Genomic DNA, 18,010 nt, shown 5'->3' with positions numbered 1-18,010 from the left:
AGGTTCAGTAGACATCGCGCATATAGCGTTTTTCCCGGACGAGCGTCTTAACGTAGCCCTCGGCGGCCGCTTGCGAAAGCCCGCCATGGGTCTCGGCAATCGCCCGAAGTGCTGCATCCACATCCTTCGCCATGCGGCTGGCATCGCCGCAGACATAGAAGTGCGCGCCGCCCTCCAGCCAGTTCCAGATTTCGCGCCCGTTTTCCGCCATGCGGTGCTGGACATAGATTTTTTGCGCCTGGTCGCGCGAAAAGGCGGTGTCGAAGCGGGTCAGCAACCCACCCTTCAGCCAGGCTTCGATTTCGTCGCGATAATAATAGCCGCTGTCGCGGGATTGCTCGCCGAAGAACAGCCAGTTCGGCCCGCCCGCGCCCGCCGCCTCCCGGTCCTGCAAAAAGGCGCGGAACGGCGCGATGCCGGTGCCCGGCCCGACCATGATCGCCGGGGTGTCCGGATCGGCGGGCGGGCGGAAATGCGCCTGTTTCTTCACAGAAACGCGCACCGGCGCCTCCGCCGCTCTATCCGCCAGAAACGCTGAGGCCACGCCCTTGCGGCTCTTTCCGTGTCGGGCATGGCGCAGCACCGAAACCGTCAGGTGGATTTCATCCGGGCTCGCCTTCGGGCTGGAGGCAATCGAATAGAGCCGCGGCTTGAGCTTTTTCAGATGGTCGCAGAACACCTGCCCGTCGACGGGTTTCGGCGCGATGGCGACAATGTCCGCGATCTGGCGACCCCACAGCCAGTCATTGAGGGCTTTCCGGTCCGCGGCGCCTATCAGCGCCTTCAGCGTTTCATGGCCGCTGACATCCGCCCACCATTTGAGGAAATCCGGATTCGGCTGACCGATCTCGAAATGATCGCGCAACGCCTCGCCGATGCCGATGTCATGGCCGTTGATGCCGGAAATCGGCGTTTCCGCCGGCAATTGCAGAGAGGTCAGGATTTCATCGACAAGCTCGGGACAGTTGCGCGGCATGATGGAAAGCGCGTCGCCCGCCTCGTAATCCGCCGCGCCATCGACCCGGAGACCGAACTGGCGCACCTCTTTGGCGCTGCCGGACCCGCTCAAAAGCCGGTTGACGCTGAGCCTGGCCGCAACGGTTTGCGGCGGTTTGCGCCCATTGGATAGGACGGCGCTTTCAGCCGAAGCCGTCGCGCCATTCGAAGGCCCGGAAAGCGCGGCCATCGCCGCCGCAACCGCGTCCCCCTCCTCGCCCGCATCCAGCGTGCGGCAGGCCGCCAGACGCGCCGCGCCGAGCGCCTCGAGCCGGGCATCCAGTTTCCGGCCGAAGCCGCAGAACTGGTCATAGGAACTGTCGCCCATCGCCACGACGGCATAACGCAACCCCTCAAGACGGGACGCATCCTCCCGCAAGAGCGCCGCCCAGAAATCGGCGGCATGATCCGGGGGATCGCCATCGCCGAAGGTGCTGACGATGAAGAGCACCGGATCCTTTGTCGCAAGGTCATGCGGCGAGACCGTGTCGAGCGGGCGCAACGCGGCGCGATAGCCCGCCTCGGCAAGCGCATCACAGAGATCGGAGGCCACTATTTCCGCAGTCCCCGTCTGCGAGGCGAAGAATACGGAGACACCGGGCTTTGTCGGGTCCGCGTCCTTGCCCTCCGCCAACACCGGCACGGCCTCGACCTTGCCCCGCGCAACCACCGGCGCGTCGGGTTCCGCCGCCGCCACGCGGGCGAGTGCGACCGCCGTCACCTTGAACTCCGGCTGGAGCGATATCGGATCGACGGCATCGCCGGTCACTGCATTGACCGCCAGTTGATCGCCGAACACGTCGTTCCAGTGAAACGGCGCGAACAGCGTGCCCGGCGAGACCCGGTCGGTGATGATGGCGGGCAGCACCGCGCTACCGTGGCGCGAGGTCACCGAAACTCGGTCACCGTCGCCGATCCCGAGCGCTGCCGCATCGGCCGGGTTGATCTCGACGAAGGGCGCGGCATTGAGCTTGTTCAGCCGGGCGACCTTGCCGGTCTTGGTCATCGTGTGCCACTGGTGCTGCAGTCGGCCGGTGTTGAGAATGAACGGATAGTCGCCATCCGGCATTTCGCGCGGGCCGACGTGCGGCCGCGGCCAGAACTTCGCCCGGCCGCTTTCGGTGGCGAATTTCAATTCTGCATCAGGCGCGCGATAGCGGATCGGGTTGCGCGTGGTCTGCAAAGCCTCGGGTGCCGGCCACTGGATGCTGTTTCCTCGCAAACGTTCATGCGTGACCCCGGAAATATCGTAGCCGGTCGCGGGATTGGAAAACAGCCGGATTTCCTCGAAGACCTCCGCCGCGCTCTCATAGCTGAAGGCATGTTCATAGCCCATGGCGCAGGCGACTTTCGCGATGATCTGCCAGTCCGGCAGCGCCGCGCCCGGCGCCTTCACGGCCGCAACCGTCAGCGCCATGTTGCGCTCGGAATTGACCATGACGCCATCGGCCTCGAAGGAAACCGCAGCCGGCAGAAGAATATCGGCATAGGGCGTGGTTTCGGTCTCGGCATAGGCATCCTGCACCGCGACGAATTCGGCCCGTTGAAGCGCCGCCGTCACGGTACTCCTGTTGGCAACGCTTGCCACCGGATTGGTGCAGATGATCCAGGCGGCCCGGATCGCGCCCGCCGCCATCGCCTCGAACATGGCGATGGTGCCGATGCCTTCTTCCGCCCGGATGGCTCCGGGTTGAAGCCCCCACTGCGCTTCGCAAAAGCGCCGGTCTTCCGCTACCAGCGCCGAACGCTGCCCCGGCAGGCCGGGCCCCATATAGCCCATCTCGCGCCCGCCCATCGCATTCGGCTGGCCGGTCAGCGAAAACGGCCCGCTGCCGGGGCGACAGATCTTGCCCGTGGCCAGATGCAGATTGCAGATCGCGTTGGTGTTGAACGTGCCCTGGACGGACTGATTGAGCCCCATGGTCCAGAACGTCATGAATTCGCCGGCGGCGAGCAGCATCTCGGCCGCCGCCCTGATGTCCGCAACCGTCAGGCCGGTGATCGCCGCGACGCGCTCCGGCGGATAGTCGGCGAGAAAGGCCGGCATAGCGTCCCAGCCCTCGGTATGGGCCTCGACAAAGGCCTGATCGATGCCGCCCGCTTCGACGATCAGATGCAGGATGCCGTTCAGCAGCGCGAGGTCGGATCCGGGTTTCGGCGCGAGATGCAGATCGGCCTTCTCGGCGGTGGCCGTGCGGCGCGGATCGACGACGATCAGCTTCGCGCCCGCTTTCACCCGGTCCATCATCCTGAGAAACAGGATCGGGTGGCAATCGGCCATGTTCGAGCCGATCACCAGAAACAGATCGGCCTTCTCGATATCGTCATAAGACCCCGGCGGCGCGTCGGCCCCGAGAGAGAGTTTGTAGCCGGACCCGGCGCTGGCCATGCACAGCCTGGAATTGGATTCGATATGGCGGGTGCGCAAAAACCCCTTGGCGAGCTTGTTGGCGAGATACTGCGCTTCCATCGACATCTGGCCGGAGACATAGAGCGCAATGGCGTCAGGCCCGTGTTCATCGGCGATGGCGCGCAAGCGCTTCGCCGTCTCGGCGATAGCGGTCTCGACAGACGTGGTTGCGGGCACAACATCCGCATCCGTCCGGACCATCGCGGTTTCGAGACGTCCCTCCGACGCGATCGTCTCATGCGCGGTCTTGCCCTTGGTACAGAGCCGCCCGCGATTGGCCGGACGGTCCTTGTCACCCGAAAGTCGGACAATCCGCCCGTCCTCGACATCAAGCACTACGCCGCAGCCGACGCCGCAATAGGGACAGACGCTTTTAACACGCTCTAATCCCATCGCCGTCTCCCACCTTGAGAAGGGCAGACGATTGACGGGTACCGGAGATGACGCGCAGAATGGATCATAGGCCGGGGTGGCATCGGCTTTCCTCGCTGTCTAAAATGAAAACAAAAAAGCCGCGGCATCGTTCGAAGCGCTCCCTTGAAGGAAACGGTTCTCGGATCCGCAGCTTTGCGATGGAATGCCCGCCATTGGACATTGATAGGTTCAACGATAGTCCGACGCGCGGCGACTTTCAAGCCCGACCGCTGAATTGTGGAGGCGGGCTGCCACAAGGGAGGATGACAGCGCGATGCCGGTAAAGATCAAACGGGTCTATGCCGAACCCGACCAGGCGGACGGCCTGCGCGTTCTCGTCGACCGTCTCTGGCCGCGCGGCCTTGCGAAGGACAAGGCCTGCGTCGATCTCTGGGCCAAGGAGGTCGCGCCCTCAGGCGACCTGCGCAAATGGTTTGCGCACAGGAAAGACCGGTGGGAGGATTTTCAACGGCGCTACCGCGCGGAGCTTGTGGAAAACGCCGCGCTTGATGCGCTTTGCGCAAAGAGCGAGAAACACACCGTGACCTTGCTCTATGCCGCCCGCGACGAATGCATCAACCACGCGCGGGTCCTCGCGGCCGTCATCGCCGAAAGGAGCGGCCGCCGCGCCGAGACGGATCATCCGGACGAAGGCGCGGTGGAGGTGTCGTCCCCGCCCTGCTTTCTGCACGAACTGGACCCCGCCTGGCTGGGAACGGAAAGCCGCGACGACAGCGGCGAGACCGTCGACCGCGAAGCCGACGACCAGCCCTCGCACAAGAAAACCGGCGGCCCGGAATAGCGCTCAGGCCGAACGCCCGCCGGAGGTGACGATGCTGAATTCGTCGTCTTCGATCATGCCATCCTCGCGCACGGTCAGCCGCCAGCGGCGGTTGCCGATGCGGAAGGAAAGACGCCAGCGCCCCGCATCCTCGCCGTCGCCGCGCTCCACCGACGACCGCACCTGCCCGCGCGCCGTCATCGCGCGCAGATCATCGACGCCGAGGCCGAAGCGGCGGGCGAGCCGCTCCGCGCCGATTTCGAACTGGCCGTCCGGGTTGCGTTCGATGAAGGTCCCGGTTTCCTGAGCACTCATGGTCCCTCCCCGTCTGTCGTCTGATCTTCCGGGCGGGCAAGGTCGGCATGACCGATCGGGCATAGTCCCGCCGTATCCTCGCCGCGATGAAAGCCGATGGCGAGGCGGAAGGAATGGGCAATGCGCATGGCCCGGTCGAGAAACAGCGACGCCACCTCCTTCGGGCAGATCGCGTCCACGGTTTCGGCAAAGAGCTGCAGCCAGCGGCGGAAATGCCGCTCCTCAATCTCGGGGATGGCCAGATGCGGCGGCAGCGGGCGGCCCTGATAGCGCGCCGTGCGCAACAGCGTCGCCGACCAGAAATCGCACATCCGCCCAAGATGGCGGGGCCAGTCATCGGCGGCGATGCGGCTCTCGAAAACCGGCCCGAGCAGCGCGTCCCCGCGGATCCGGTCGTAAAAGCCGTGCACGACATCGCGGATCATCGCCTCGTCCAGAACCTCGGGAAGCGGTTTGCCGTCGATGATCACGGTGCGCTCCGGCGCGGGACGTCCTCTCATGTCCAAAACTCCTTCTTGCAAACCACGACCGACCTCAGCCCGGTGGCCGATGGGCCTTGACCCGTGCTGGGTCGGTCTCGATCCGGCCGGCGCCGATCAGGTCGAGACAATAGGGGATCGCCGGGAAAACCGCATCGAGGCAAAGCCTTATCGAGGCCGGGCGGCCCGGCAGGTTGACGATCAGGCTCTTTCCGCGCACGCCGGCGGTCTGGCGGGAGAGGATGGCGGTCGGCGCCTGTTCCAGGCTGATGCGCCGCATCAGTTCGCCAAAGCCCGGCAGCTCTTTCTCCATCACCGCCTGCATCGCCTCCGGCGTCTCGTCGCGGGGCGCAGGTCCCGTGCCGCCGGTGGTCAGGATCAGGTCGGCGCGAACATTATCGCACAGCTCCGTCAGCGTATCCCGCACCGAGGCGACGCCGTCCGGGATGATGACGCGGTTCAGGGCATAGGGTGACGTGACGGTCTCCGCCAGCCAGGTTTCGATCATGGCCCCGCTCTGGTCCTCATATTCGCCGCGGCTGGCGCGATCGGAAATGGTCAGTGCGACAATCAGCATTTTAACCTCCAAGCACGGACATCGTCCGCCCGATGCCCTCAACTCGGGTATTCGCAATCGAAAATGCATGTCCCTCGGGCTTCATCGCCACCGCGCGCGAGATCAGCGCATCGACCGGCGCGTCGTCCTCGCTCGCCCGCAACGTCTCCCTGAGGCCGACCCGGCCTTCATCGCCCATGCAGGTGTAAAGGTCGCCGGTGGCGCTGACGCGCAGACGGTTGCACGCGGCGCAGAAACCGCACGAAAGCGGCGTGATGAACCCCAGAACGCCGCCGGTTTCCGCGACCCGCATATAACGCGCCGGGCCGCCGCTTTTCAAGGCAAGCGGCTGAAGCGTCCATCGCGACGAAAGCGTGTCGCGGAGCTGCGAGAGCGACAGAAAACTCTCCCGGCGGTCATGCCGCCCCTCGCCAAGCGGCATTTCCTCGATCAGCGTCAGGTCCATGTCCTGTTCATGGGCAAAGCGGATCAGGTCGTCCACCTCCTGCTCGAATGCGCCGCGCATGGCAACCGCATTGATCTTGACCCGAAGGCCCGCCGCCTGCGCCGCCGCGATGCCGGCGAAGACCCGTTCGATCCGGCCCCAGCGGGTGATCGCCTGATAGCGCTCGGGATCGAGCGTGTCGAGCGAGACATTCACCCGGCGCACGCCATGGGCAAACAGCGCATCCGCATGGCGATCCAGCAGCGTACCGTTGGTCGTCAGCGTCAACTCATCGAGTTCGCCCGTTTCAAGATGGGCGCCCAGCATGGAAAACAGCGCCATGATGTTCTTACGCACCAGCGGCTCGCCGCCGGTGATCCGGATCTTGCGCACCCCGCGGGCCATGAAGATGCGGGAAAGCCGATGAAGCTCCTCGAGGTCAAGAATTTCCCGGCGCGGCAGAAACGTCATGTTCTCCGACATGCAATAGGTGCAGCGCAGATCGCAGCGATCCGTCACCGAAAGCCGGAGATAGGTCGCTGTGCGGCCGAACCCGTCGACCAGCGGACGCGGAACGGCCTGCCTTATCGCGCGTTCATGCCGCATCGCGCACCTGCCTCGCCCGAGCGATGGCTTCACAACACCATTGCAGGACAGCATCGGTTTCGGGCAGCAGAGGTTCTGAAAGTCCGCCTGAGAATTCATGCCAGCCCTCGAGATAAGGCTGCTTCACCGAGGTCAGGATCGGCACGCCCGCCACAAAGGCGGCCTCGAAAACCGAGCGCAACCCGCCGCCCTGCTCTTCCCCTTTGCCGAAACGGTTGAGGATAAGGAGGTCTGGTTGTGTCCTGATCCGCGTTTCGGCGAAAACGGCGGCCTCGGAAAGCGCGTTGAAGTCCAGCCTGCAGCCGCGCGCATGGACCCCGAGCGCCTGCATGATCTGCCAGCGTTTGCCCGTGGCGATGTCTTCCAGATCGACTGCGCCGCAGCACTGGCCCTCATCCTTTTCGGCATGTTGAATAAAACCTTCGACCCGATACCCCTTGGCAACGAGCCGCCGGGCGACCGCTTCGAGAACGCGGTCGGCGGCGTCATCCTGCATGAACGGGATGAAGCCCAGCGGCTTGCATTCACCCGTCGCTCCTTTTCCGTCCGCCATCACAAACCCCTTGCCTTACTGCACCAGCGGCCCATCGGCGCCGGTGATCTCGATACCCTCGATTTCGGCTTCCGCCGCCAGCACCGCGATGAACTGCGCGACCGCCTTCGACCAGGCCGCCGCCTCCAGCCAGGCGGCGATGCGCGGCTGGACCGCCTCGAATGGCAATTGCGCGCCCTCGATCCGGCGATCCATGCGGATGATGTGGAAGCCATAGCGGGTTTCAACTGGCGAGGTGACCATCTCCCCCTCCGGTAACCGCATCAGCACTGCCTCGAATTCCGGCACGGTGCTGCCCGGCGAAAGCTGGCCGAGATTGCCGCCCTGTTCCGCCGACGGGCAGGCCGAGCGCGCCCGCGCCAGCTCACTGAAACCAACGGCACCAGTCGAAAGGTCGGCAATCATCTGCTCCGCCTCGGCGCGCGCCTGCCGCCGGACGGCCTCGTCGGTCGGGTCCGCGGCAAGCAGGATATGGCGCGCCTCGAAGATCGGCTCCGAGCGGAAACGGGCCCGGTTGTTGTCGTAGAACCGGCGGCATTCCGCGTCACTGGCAGAGGGCACATCGACCAATATGTCGATCAGCGCCCGGATTGCCGCATCCTCGGCGGTCTCGGTCTTGCCGTCGGCGGTTGCCTGCGGCGTGCCGGTCACCTGTTCGTCTGCGGCCTTCTGCAGCAGCAGTTCACGGATGACGAGTGCTTCGGCGGCGGCCCTCAGCGCCGCGCCGGGATTGTCGGCCGGGTGGTTCTGGGCTTCGGCAAGGATGGCGTTTTCGGCAATCGTGACGCCGTTAACCGAGATTTCGGAAAACACCGGCCGCGCCTTGGGCGGTATTTTCGTGTCGACGGCCTGATAGCCGCTGCCCGGTTCCGGTCCGGCGCCGGACGTTTTCGGCTGTTGTGGTGTGAAAAGGTTGACCATTTCTCGTCACTCCGCCGGTGTGCCGTTGATGCGCGACCCGTCGCCCTTCTGGCGGGCGACCTGATAGCCCGGCCGCCAGATATAGCGCACCGGAACGCTCAGCATGTGCACCAGCCGGGTGAAGGGGAAGACGAGCAGGATGGTGAGGCCCAAAAAGATATGCGCCTTGAAGATCCAGGCGGCATCGGCGACGTGCGACGAGGCGGCGAAGTTGAAGGTGAAGATGCCCTGCGCCCAGCTCATGAATTTCACCATTTCATGGCCGTCGAGATGGTGCAGCGATACCGGGATCGTGCCGAGACCCAGCAGAAGCTGCAGCCAGAGCAGGATGATGATCATCGTGTCGCTGAAGGTCGAGGCGGCGCGCACCCGCGCATCGAACAGCCGGCGATGGACGAGCAGCGTCGCGCCGACAATGCCCATCACCCCGGCAATGCCGCCGGCGACAACGGCCAGCAACTGCTTGGCCCCGTGGCTGATGCCGAGCGCATCGAAAACCCAGATCGGAGTCAGAAGCCCGACGAGATGGCCGACGAAGATAACCAGAACGCCGACATGAAACAGCACCGAACCCCAGATGAGTTGCTTGCGCCGCAGCAATTGCGACGAACCCGAGCGCCACGAATAGGGCTCGCGATCATAGCGAATGACCGTTCCCAGGATCAGCACCGTGAGCGCTATATAGGGATAGATGCCGAAAACGAGGGCGTTGAGATAGGCTGACATGGTCTGTCTCCTAATTCGAAACGGAACCGGCGACATCGCCGGGTTGGCGGTCTGCCGCGCGCATACGAGTTCGAAGCCGGTCCGGCCCGCAGGCGCCCTCGCCGGCATTGCCGCCGAACGTGACGGCTTCTTCCTCCCAGATGCGGTCGAGCGCCTTCAGGTCGTCGGGGTCGTCTTCGGGTGTCGCCATCAGCTCCTTCAGGAGCTTCTGATCGGCCTCGGCCGATGACAGCGGGGAGAGCGCGGCGAAGGCCGAGGCATAGACGGATTCCCGCTTCCTCAGCCGCTCGCCGATCGCCTCGGTGATATGCGCCGTCTGGCCGAGCAGGTCTTCCGCTTCGGCGCTCGGGCGGGTGGAGAGAAACTCCAGAAACAGCGGCAGATAGTCCGGCAATTCCTTCGCATCGATTTCGAAACCGCCCGCCTCGTAAAGCGCCATCAGATCGACCATGGCCTGGCCGCGATCCCGGCTTTCGCCATGGACATGCTCGAAGAGATGCAGCGACAGCGCGCGAGTGCGGTCGAACAGGTGGACATAGCGTTCCTGGGCCTCGTAGAGATCGCGGCCCGCAAGATCGTCGATCAGCCTGCCGAGCGCGACGGCAACCGCTTCTGGCGCCGCCGAGGAGGCCAGCGCGGCCTTCAGTTCCGGCAGGTCGTCCAGCAGTTCCCGCTCCGGGTAGGACAGAAGCAGGGAGGTGATTTTCAGCGCGATGTTCATCAGACCTGCTCCTTGAAAATATCGGTGGGCGTCTGCACCACCTTGCGCCGGCCTGCGCCGAAGAGTTCCGTTTCGGAATTGCCGCCCGAACAGCCATTGCCGAAGGAAAAGCCGCAGGAGCCGCGGACGTCGTAAGCGTCCTCGGAGACCTCGCGATGGGTCGTCGGGATGACGAAACGGTCCTCGTAATTGGCAATCGCCATCACGTGGTACATGTCCTCGATCATCTGGCCGGTGAGGCCGACGCGTTCGGCAATCGCGTTGTCATCGACGCCATCGACGGTTTTCGAACGCATATAGGCGCGCATGGAGAGCATGCGTTCCAGCGCATTCACCACCGGCTCTTCCTTCCCCGCCGTCAAAAGGTTGGCGAGATAGCGCACCGGGATGCGCAGCGACTTCACATCGGGCATATCGCCATCGAGACCGAGCTTGCCGGCCTCGACGGCGGACTGGACCGGCGAGAGCGGCGGCACATACCAGACCATCGGCAGGGTGCGGTATTCCGGATGCAGCGGGAAGGCCACCTTCCAGTCGATCGCCATCTTGTAGACGGGCGAATTCCGCGCCGCCTTCAGCCAGTCTTCCGGCACGCCGTCCCTGCGGGCCTGTTCGATGACCGCCGGATCGTTCGGATCGAGGAACACCTTGAGTTGTTCTTCATAGAGATCCTGCTCGTTTGCCGTCGAGGCGGCTTCCGAAATCCGATCGGCATCGTAGAGAATGACGCCGAGATAGCGGATACGGCCGACGCAGGTTTCCGAGCAGACCGTCGGCTGTCCGGCCTCGATGCGCGGATAGCAGAAGATGCACTTTTCCGATTTTCCGGTATTCCAGTTGTAATAGATCTTCTTGTAGGGGCAGCCGGACACGCACATGCGCCAGCCGCGGCATTTTTCCTGGTCGATCAGGACGATGCCGTCATCCTCGCGCTTGTAGATCGCGCCCGAGGGACAGGCGGCGACGCAGGTCGGGTTCAGACAGTGCTCGCAAAGGCGCGGCAGATACATCATGAAGGTGTTTTCGAACTGGCCGTAGATTTCCTTCTCCACGCCTTCGAAATTCACGTCCTTCGACCGCTTCTCGAATTCGCCGCCGAGGATTTCCTCCCAGTTCGGGCCCCATTCGATCTTTTCCATGCGCTCGCCGGTCAGCTTCGAGCGCGGCCGTGCCGTCGGCATGGTCTTGCTTTCGCCGGCAGCCTGAAGATGGCCATAGTCGAAATCGAAGGGTTCGTAATAGTCATCGATTTCCGGCAGGTCGGGATTGGCGAAGATCTTGGCGAGGATGCGCCATTTCGCGCCCATTTTCGGCTCGATCCGGCCGTTCTTCTTGCGGACCCAGCCGCCATTCCACTTCTTCTGGTTTTCCCATTCCTTGGGAAAGCCGATCCCCGGCTTGGTCTCGACATTGTTGAACCAGGCGTATTCAACGCCCTCGCGGTTCGTCCAGACATTCTTGCAGGTGACGGAGCAGGTGTGGCACCCGATGCATTTATCGAGATTGAGCACCATGCCGATCTGTGCGCGGACCTTCATTCTGCGGCCTCCTTTCCTGCAAGGCTTGGGGTCTCGTCCATCCAGTCGACATTTTCGAGCTTGCGGACGACAACGAATTCATCGCGGTTGGCGCCAACGGTTCCGTAGTAGTTGAAACCATAGGACTGGTGGGCGTAACCGCCGATCATGTGGGTGGGCTTCGGGATCACGCGGGTGACGGAGTTGTGAATACCGCCGCGCTGGCCCGTCAGCGGCGAGCCGGGTGTGTTCACGATCTTCTCCTGCGCGTGGTACATGAAGATCGTGCCGTCCTTCATGCGCTGCGAGACGACCGCGCGGGCGACCAGCGCGCCATTGGCGTTGTAGACCTCGACCCAGTCATTATCGACTATGTCGGCGCGGGCGGCATCGGGCTCGGAAATCCACACCACCGGACCGCCGCGATTGAGCGTCAGCATCAACAGGTTGTCGGTATAGGTGGAGTGGATGCCCCATTTCTGGTGCGGGGTGATGAAGTTCAGCACCAGATGCGGCTGGCCGTCGAGGCGTGCCTCGATCGCCGGCGTCACGGTTCCGGTATCGATCGGCGGACGGTAGACGCAGAAGGCCTCGCCAAAGGCCCGCATCCACAGATGGTCCTGATAGAGCTGCTGACGTCCGGAGAGCGTCCGCCACGGGATCAACTCGTGGACATTGGTGTAGCAGGCATTGTAGCAGACCTTCTCCGATTCCAGACCCGACCATGTCGGCGAGGAAATGATCTTGCGCGGCTGGGCGACGATGTCGCGGAAGCGGATCTTTTCGTCTTCCTTCGGAAGGGCAAGATGGGTGTGGTCGCGCCCGGTGATCGCCGAAAGCGCTTCCCAGGCCTTGACCGCAACCTCGCCATTGGTTTCCGGCGCCAGCGACAGGATCACCTCGGTGGCGTCGATATCGGTCTCGATCTTCGGACGGCCTTTCGAGGCGCCCTCTTCCGTCACCGTGCCGTTCAGCTTGCCGAGCAGGCCGACTTCATGCTCGGTGTTCCACGAAATCCCCTTGCCGCCATTGCCGAGCTTTTCGAGCAGCGGACCAACGGAGGTGAAGCGCTTGTAGAGATTGGGGTAATCCCGCTCGACCACGGCAATCGTCGGCATGGTCTTGCCCGGCACCGGATCGGTCTCGCCCTGTTTCCAGTCCTTGACGTCGAAGGGCTGGGCCAGTTCGCCGGGGGTGTCGTGCAGGGTCGGCACCAGCACAACGTCCTTTTCAACGCCCAGCACTTCCGGCGCGACTTCGGAGAACGTCTTTGCGATGCCCTTGAAGATGTCCCAGTCCGAGCGCGACTGCCAGGCCGGATCGGCCGCGCTGGTCAGCGGGTGGATGAAGGGGTGCATGTCGGAGGTGTTGAGATCGTTCTTCTCGTACCATGTCGCCGTCGGCAGCACGATGTCGGAATAGACGCAGGTGGTCGACATGCGGAAGTCGAGGGTCACCAGCAGGTCGAGCTTTCCCTCCGGCGCCTCGTCATGCCAGACGGCTTCTTTCACCTCCTGACGGCCCTCGTCGCCGAGATCCTTGCCGAGCAGGCCATGGGATGTGCCGAGCAGGTGCTTGAGGAAGTATTCGTGCCCCTTGCCCGAAGAGCCGAGCAGGTTGGAGCGCCAGACGAACATGTTGCGCGGCCAGTTCTCCTCCGCATCCGGGTCCTCGCAAGACATGGAAAGCGTGCCGGATTTCAACGCTTCGGCGACATAATCGGCAGGCTTCTTTCCCGAGGCCTCCGCCGCGCGGGCGACCTCCAGCGGGTTGGTGCGCAATTGCGGCGCTGAGGGCAACCAGCCCATCCGTTCGGCGCGGATGTTGTAGTCGATCAGCGTTGCATCCCAGGGCCCTTCCGGCGCGGTGGGCGACAAAAGCTCATCGACCTTCAACGTCTCGTAGCGCCACTGATCGGTGTGGGCGTAGAAGAACGAGGTCGAGTTCATGTGGCGCGGCGGGCGCTGCCAGTCGAGCCCGAAGGCGAGCGGCAGCCAGCCGGTCTGGGGCCGCAGCTTCTCCTGGCCGACATAGTGGCTCCAGCCGCCGCCGGACTGGCCGATACAGCCGCACATCACCAGCATGTTGATGATGCCGCGGTAGTTCATGTCCATGTGGTACCAGTGGTTCAGACCGGCGCCGAGAATGACCATGGAGCGGCCATTGGTCTTTTCCGCGTTGCCCGCAAAAGCGCGGGCGGTGGCGATGATCTGCTCGCGCGGAACGCCGGTGATCTTTTCCGCCCAGGCCGGCGTATAGGGCGTTCCATCATCAAACGAGCTTGAGACGTTCTCGCCGCCGAAGCCGCGGTCGAGCCCGTAATTGGCGACGAACAGGTCGAACACCGTCGCGACCACCGCCTCGCCCTCTGCTAGCGCCACACGGCGGACCGGCACCTTGCGCGCCAGAACGCTGTCGTGGTCGGTGCCTTCGAAATAGTCGTGGGCCCGGCTGCCGAAATAGGGGAAGGCAACGTCCTCGACGCCGTCATGCTTGTCGGCGAGGCTCATGACCAGATCGATGTCGCTGCCCGCGCCATCCTTCTGCTCAAGGTTCCACTTGCCCTTTTCGCCCCAGCGATAGCCGGCCGATCCGCGCGGCGCGACGACATCGCCGGTCTTCGCGTCGAAGCCGACCGTCTTCCATTCGGGATTGTTCCCCTCGCCGAGGCCATCCCTGAAATCGGAGGCGCGAAGGAAGCGTTCCGGCACGAAGCGGCCGTCTTTCTTCACCAGCCGCACCAGCATCGGCATGTCGGTGTAACGGCGACAGTAGTCGTCGAAATAGCCGACCTTCCGGTCGAGATGGTATTCGCGCAGGATCACGTGGCCGAGCGCCATGGCGAGCGCCGCGTCGGTTCCCTGTTTGGGATGTAGCCAGAGATCGGAGAACTTTGCCGCTTCCGAATAGTCCGGCGAGACGACCACCGACTTCGTGCCCTTGTAGCGCACTTCCGTGTAGAAATGCGCATCCGGCGTGCGGGTCTGCGGCACGTTGGAGCCCCAGAGCATCAGGAACCCAGCATTGTACCAGTCGGCCGATTCCGGCACGTCGGTCTGTTCGCCCCAGGTCATCGGCGAGGCCGGCGGCAGGTCGCAATACCAGTCATAAAACGACATGCAGGTGCCGCCGAGCAGCGACAGGTAGCGGGACCCGGCCGCGTAAGAGACCATCGACATCGCCGGGATCGGCGAAAATCCGATGACGCGGTCGGGCCCCCACCTCTTCGCGGTATAGGCGTTGGCCGCCGCGATGAGCTCGTTGACCTCGTCCCATGTGGCGCGCACGAAGCCGCCGAGGCCACGCACCTTGATGTATTCGGCGCGCTTTGCCGGATCGTCCTGAATGGCCCTCCAGGCGGCGACCGGGCTCTTGTCGGCGCGTTCCTTGCGCCAGAGCTTCAGGAGCCGCGCCCGGATCAGCGGGTATTTCACCCGGTTGGCCGAGTACATGTACCAGCTGTAGCTGGCGCCGCGCGAACAGCCGCGCGGTTCGTGGTTGGGCATGTCCGGCCGGGTGCGCGGATAATCGGTCTGCTGGGTTTCCCAGGTGACGATCCCGCCCTTGACGTAGATCTTCCACGAGCAGGAGCCCGTGCAGTTCACGCCGTGGGTGGAGCGCACGATCTTGTCGTGCTGCCAGCGCTTGCGATAGGCGTCTTCCCAATCGCGGTTTTCATTCGTGGTCACGCCGTGACCGTCGGAGAATGTGTCGACATTCTTGCGCGCCAGAAAGTTGAGGCGGTCGAGGAGAAGAGACATGATCCGTTCCTTTGTTTCGGGCGATTAGCAGGGCACCGGCGCGTTGCGGCGGGTGTAGTAGAAGAAGGTGAGCAGGGCGCAGAGCACGTAGAAGATGCCGAAGCCCCACAGCGCCATGTCCGGTCCGCCGGTCATCGAGATCGAGGTGCCGTAGGATTTCGGGATGAAGAACGCGCCGTAAGCTGCGATTGCCGAGGTGAAGGCGATGATGGCCGCGCTCTCGCGGTCCGTCTGCTTCTGCAGCGCGCCCGCATCCAGCTCCGGCATCAGCCGCGGCACTTCCTGGCGCATGATCGCCGGGATCATCTGGAAGGTCGATGCATTGCCGACGCCGGTGAGGAAGAACAGCGCCATGAAGCAGGCGAAGAAGGCCCAGAAATTGCCGCCCGCCCCGTCCTGCGGCAGGAATTGCAGCACGCCGACCACAGCGACGAACATGCCGACGAAGGTCCAGAAGGTCACCCGCCCGCCGCCGAAACGGTCGGAAATCCAGCCGGTACCCGCCCGGCTGAGCGCGCCGACCAGCGGGCCGAGGAAGGCGTAGGAGAGCGCATTGACCTCCGGGAACTGGGTTTTCATCAGCAGCGGGAAACCCGCCGAATAGCCGATGAACGAGCCGAATGTGCCGGTATAGAGAATGCACATGATCCAGTTGTGGAAGCGGGAGAAGATCACCGCCTGATCGGCAAAGGAGGCCTTGGCCGAGGCGATGTCGTTCATGCCGAAATAGGCGGCGATGGTAGCCGCGATGATGAACGGCACCCAGACGAAGCCGGCATTCTGCAGCCACAGCCGTCCGCCATCGGTCAGTGCCTGCGGTTCGCCGCCGAGGGCGCCGAAGACGCCCATGGTGATGACGACCGGCACCAGGAACTGCATGACCGAGACCCCGAGATTGCCAAGCCCTGCATTCATGGCGAGCGCATTGCCCTTTTCGGCCTTGGGGAAGAAGAAGCTGATATTGGCCATGGACGAGGCGAAATTGCCGCCGCCGAGACCGCACAGAAGCGCCAGAACGAGGAAGATCAGATAGGGCGTTTCCGGGTTCTGCACGGCATAGCCGATGCCCATGGCCGGCAAGAGCAGCGAGGCGGTGGAGAGCGTGGTCCACAGCCTGCCGCCGAAGATCGGCACCATGAAGGAATAGAAGATCCTGAGCGTCGCGCCCGAAAGCCCCGGCAGCGCCGCCAGCCAGAACAGCTGGGCGTCGGTGAAGTCGAAGCCGATCGCGGGTAGCCGCGCAACCACGACCGACCAGACCATCCACACCGAAAAGGCCAGAAGCAGCGCGGGGATGGAAATCCAGAGATTGCGCTTGGCGATCTTCCGCCCGGTCTGTTCCCAGAAGGACTTGTCCTCCGGGTTCCATTCGGTGAGCGTCGCTGCCGACGTCTTCGGCGTCATGCCCTCGAATTCCGGCAGTTCAGGCAGGGTGTCGGTCGTCGTCCGGTTGCGGCGTTCCATCTGGCGGATGGAAAGATGCATCCAGGTCAGGGCGACCAGCACCAGCAGGAACAGGAAGGCGAAACAGGTGGTGTAGACCCCGGTCAGGTCCAAGAGCGTGCCGAACACGATCGGCAGGACGAAGCCGCCGAGCCCGCCGATCATACCGACAAGACCGCCGACCGAGCCGACATTGTCGGGATAATAGACCGGGATATGCTTGTAGACCGCCGCCTTGCCGAGGCTCATGAAGAAGCCGAGGCAGAAGATCATCAGCACGAAGGCGCCGAAGCTCATGGCGGTCGTAAAGACGATGTCGCCGCCCTTGGCGTGGATCGTGTAGCTGGTCGGCGGGTAGGACAGCATGAACAGCAGCAGCAGCGCAAAACCGAAGGTCCAGTACATCACCGAGCGCGCGCCGAACCGGTCCGAAAGATGGCCGCCATAGGCGCGGAACAGGCTGGCCGAGAGCGAGAAGGCGGCCGCCGCCATGCCCGCGGTGCGGATATCGACGCCATAGACATCGACGAGGTAATGCGGCAACCACAGCGCCAGCGCGACGAAGGCGCCGAAGACGAAGAAATAGTAAAGCGAGAAGCGCCAGACCTGCAGGTTCTTCAGCGGCGCGAGCTGGGCCGCGACCGTAGTGGCCTTCGCGCCGGAACGACGGCGGGCCTCGAACACCGGATCATGCTTGGAAAACACGAAGAAGATGACGGCAATGGCGGCAAGCGCGAAGGCCCAGACATTGGCGACCGCCTGCCAGCCGAAAGCCACCATGACGAAGGGCGCGCCGAATTTGGTCACCGCCGCGCCGACATTGCCGGCGCCGAAAATGCCAAGCGCCGTGCCCTGCTTTTCCGGCGGATACCAGTGCGACACATAGGTGACGCCGACGGCAAAGGAGCCGCCGGCAAGGCCGACGCCGAGGGCTGCGAGCAGAAACAGCGGATAGGTCGTGGCGCTGGTCAGGAGAAAGGTCGCCGCGGCGGCCAGCAGCATCTGCAACGGAAACACCAGCCGCCCGCCATATTGCTCAGTCCAGATGCCGAGCATCAGCCGCGACAGCGAGCCGGTCAGCACCGGCGTCGCCACCAGAATGCCGAACTGGGTTTCGGAAAGGCCGAGTTCGCCTTTGATCTCGACTCCGATGATGGCGAAGATCGTCCAGACCGCGAAACAGACCGTGAAGGCCACCGTGCTGAGACAGAGCGCCCGACGCTGGTCGTTTCGCGAAACACCGTCAATTGCAGACATGACTTGCCCCCTAAGGCTTAAGCGGAAGCCCGCTCATTCACAAATTCTGCCTGAGAGCTAGAGGGCTTTGCAGCCCCGCGAAGTTGACCTAAGTCAAGCTTGACGGGTG

Annotated in this window: 13 protein-coding genes; 1 reads left to right on the top strand and 12 read right to left on the bottom strand. The window is 63.8% G+C overall.

The annotated features are described in order from the left end of the window. Positions 1-4 precede the first annotated feature (4 nt). Positions 5-3,799, bottom strand: a complete 3,795-nt coding sequence (locus JET14_RS02705) for a bifunctional nitrate reductase/sulfite reductase flavoprotein subunit alpha (protein ID WP_200336688.1) — start codon at positions 3,797-3,799, stop codon at positions 5-7. Positions 3,800-4,094: 295 nt separating this feature from the next. On the opposite strand from JET14_RS02705, the gene JET14_RS22945 reads away from it, so the two are divergent. Then, positions 4,095-4,622, top strand: a complete 528-nt coding sequence (locus JET14_RS22945; RefSeq protein ID WP_200336687.1) for a DUF488 domain-containing protein — start codon at positions 4,095-4,097, stop codon at positions 4,620-4,622. Between the two features lie 3 nt (positions 4,623-4,625). Here JET14_RS22945 and JET14_RS02695 read toward each other — a convergent pair whose 3' ends face one another. From JET14_RS02695 to JET14_RS02645, 11 genes are read right to left on the bottom strand one after another with little or no spacing between them, the layout of a single operon-like run. Further along, entirely contained in the window at positions 4,626-4,916 is a 291-nt protein-coding gene (locus tag JET14_RS02695) for a DUF6522 family protein (RefSeq protein WP_200336686.1), read from the bottom strand. Beyond that, on the bottom strand, positions 4,913-5,416 hold the full coding sequence (locus JET14_RS02690) for a group III truncated hemoglobin (RefSeq protein WP_200336685.1): 504 nt from the start codon (positions 5,414-5,416) through the stop codon (positions 4,913-4,915). Before JET14_RS02690 ends, JET14_RS02695 begins: the two co-directional genes overlap by 4 nt. Positions 5,417-5,450: 34 nt before the next feature. After that, positions 5,451-5,972: a molybdopterin adenylyltransferase gene (mog, locus tag JET14_RS02685; RefSeq protein ID WP_200336684.1), complete on the bottom strand. Its 522-nt coding sequence runs from the start codon at positions 5,970-5,972 to the stop codon at positions 5,451-5,453. Between the two features lies 1 nt (position 5,973). Continuing rightward, entirely contained in the window at positions 5,974-7,002 is a 1,029-nt protein-coding gene (moaA, locus tag JET14_RS02680; RefSeq protein ID WP_200336683.1) for a GTP 3',8-cyclase MoaA, read from the bottom strand. Beyond that, positions 6,992-7,555, bottom strand: coding sequence for a DUF2478 domain-containing protein (locus tag JET14_RS02675; protein ID WP_200336682.1), 564 nt, complete (start codon positions 7,553-7,555; stop codon positions 6,992-6,994). The genes moaA and JET14_RS02675 overlap by 11 nt, the downstream gene beginning before the upstream one ends. A 15-nt stretch (positions 7,556-7,570) precedes the next feature. Further along, positions 7,571-8,476, bottom strand: coding sequence for a peptidylprolyl isomerase (locus JET14_RS02670; RefSeq protein WP_200336681.1), 906 nt, complete (start codon positions 8,474-8,476; stop codon positions 7,571-7,573). 6 nt (positions 8,477-8,482) lie between these two features. Further along, the gene (gene narI / locus JET14_RS02665; protein WP_200336680.1) at positions 8,483-9,202 is read right to left on the bottom strand and encodes a respiratory nitrate reductase subunit gamma; all 720 of its coding nucleotides are present in this window, start codon (positions 9,200-9,202) and stop codon (positions 8,483-8,485) included. A 10-nt stretch (positions 9,203-9,212) separates the two neighbouring features. Further along, the gene (narJ, locus tag JET14_RS02660; protein WP_200336679.1) at positions 9,213-9,923 is read right to left on the bottom strand and encodes a nitrate reductase molybdenum cofactor assembly chaperone; all 711 of its coding nucleotides are present in this window, start codon (positions 9,921-9,923) and stop codon (positions 9,213-9,215) included. Further along, the gene (narH, locus tag JET14_RS02655) at positions 9,923-11,461 is read right to left on the bottom strand and encodes a nitrate reductase subunit beta (RefSeq protein ID WP_200336678.1); all 1,539 of its coding nucleotides are present in this window, start codon (positions 11,459-11,461) and stop codon (positions 9,923-9,925) included. Before narH ends, narJ begins: the two co-directional genes overlap by 1 nt. Next, entirely contained in the window at positions 11,458-15,201 is a 3,744-nt protein-coding gene (locus JET14_RS02650; RefSeq protein WP_200336677.1) for a nitrate reductase subunit alpha, read from the bottom strand. Before JET14_RS02650 ends, narH begins: the two co-directional genes overlap by 4 nt. Before the next feature lie 24 nt (positions 15,202-15,225). After that, positions 15,226-17,901 (bottom strand): nitrate/nitrite transporter, encoded by a 2,676-nt coding sequence (locus JET14_RS02645; protein WP_200336676.1) that lies wholly within the window; start codon positions 17,899-17,901, stop codon positions 15,226-15,228. Between the last annotated feature and the right edge of the window lie 109 nt (positions 17,902-18,010).

It is taken from the genome of Martelella lutilitoris, from assembly GCF_016598595.1.
GTDB classification, from domain to species: Bacteria; Pseudomonadota; Alphaproteobacteria; order Rhizobiales; family Rhizobiaceae; genus Martelella; species Martelella lutilitoris_A.
This window is presented reverse-complemented; position numbering and strand designations above follow the sequence as displayed.

Coding starts and splice junctions, on each gene's coding strand:
- narH (WP_200336678.1), bottom strand. CDS start 11,461: ATGAAGGTCCGCGCACAGATCGGCATGGTGCTCAATCTCGATAAATGC.
- JET14_RS02705 (WP_200336688.1), bottom strand. CDS start 3,799: ATGGGATTAGAGCGTGTTAAAAGCGTCTGTCCCTATTGCGGCGTCGGC.
- JET14_RS02695 (WP_200336686.1), bottom strand. CDS start 4,916: ATGAGTGCTCAGGAAACCGGGACCTTCATCGAACGCAACCCGGACGGC.
- narI (WP_200336680.1), bottom strand. CDS start 9,202: ATGTCAGCCTATCTCAACGCCCTCGTTTTCGGCATCTATCCCTATATA.
- JET14_RS22945 (WP_200336687.1), top strand. CDS start 4,095: ATGCCGGTAAAGATCAAACGGGTCTATGCCGAACCCGACCAGGCGGAC.
- moaA (WP_200336683.1), bottom strand. CDS start 7,002: ATGCGGCATGAACGCGCGATAAGGCAGGCCGTTCCGCGTCCGCTGGTC.
- narJ (WP_200336679.1), bottom strand. CDS start 9,923: ATGAACATCGCGCTGAAAATCACCTCCCTGCTTCTGTCCTACCCGGAG.
- mog (WP_200336684.1), bottom strand. CDS start 5,972: ATGCTGATTGTCGCACTGACCATTTCCGATCGCGCCAGCCGCGGCGAA.
- JET14_RS02675 (WP_200336682.1), bottom strand. CDS start 7,555: ATGGCGGACGGAAAAGGAGCGACGGGTGAATGCAAGCCGCTGGGCTTC.
- JET14_RS02645 (WP_200336676.1), bottom strand. CDS start 17,901: ATGTCTGCAATTGACGGTGTTTCGCGAAACGACCAGCGTCGGGCGCTC.
- JET14_RS02670 (WP_200336681.1), bottom strand. CDS start 8,476: ATGGTCAACCTTTTCACACCACAACAGCCGAAAACGTCCGGCGCCGGA.
- JET14_RS02690 (WP_200336685.1), bottom strand. CDS start 5,416: ATGAGAGGACGTCCCGCGCCGGAGCGCACCGTGATCATCGACGGCAAA.
- JET14_RS02650 (WP_200336677.1), bottom strand. CDS start 15,201: ATGTCTCTTCTCCTCGACCGCCTCAACTTTCTGGCGCGCAAGAATGTC.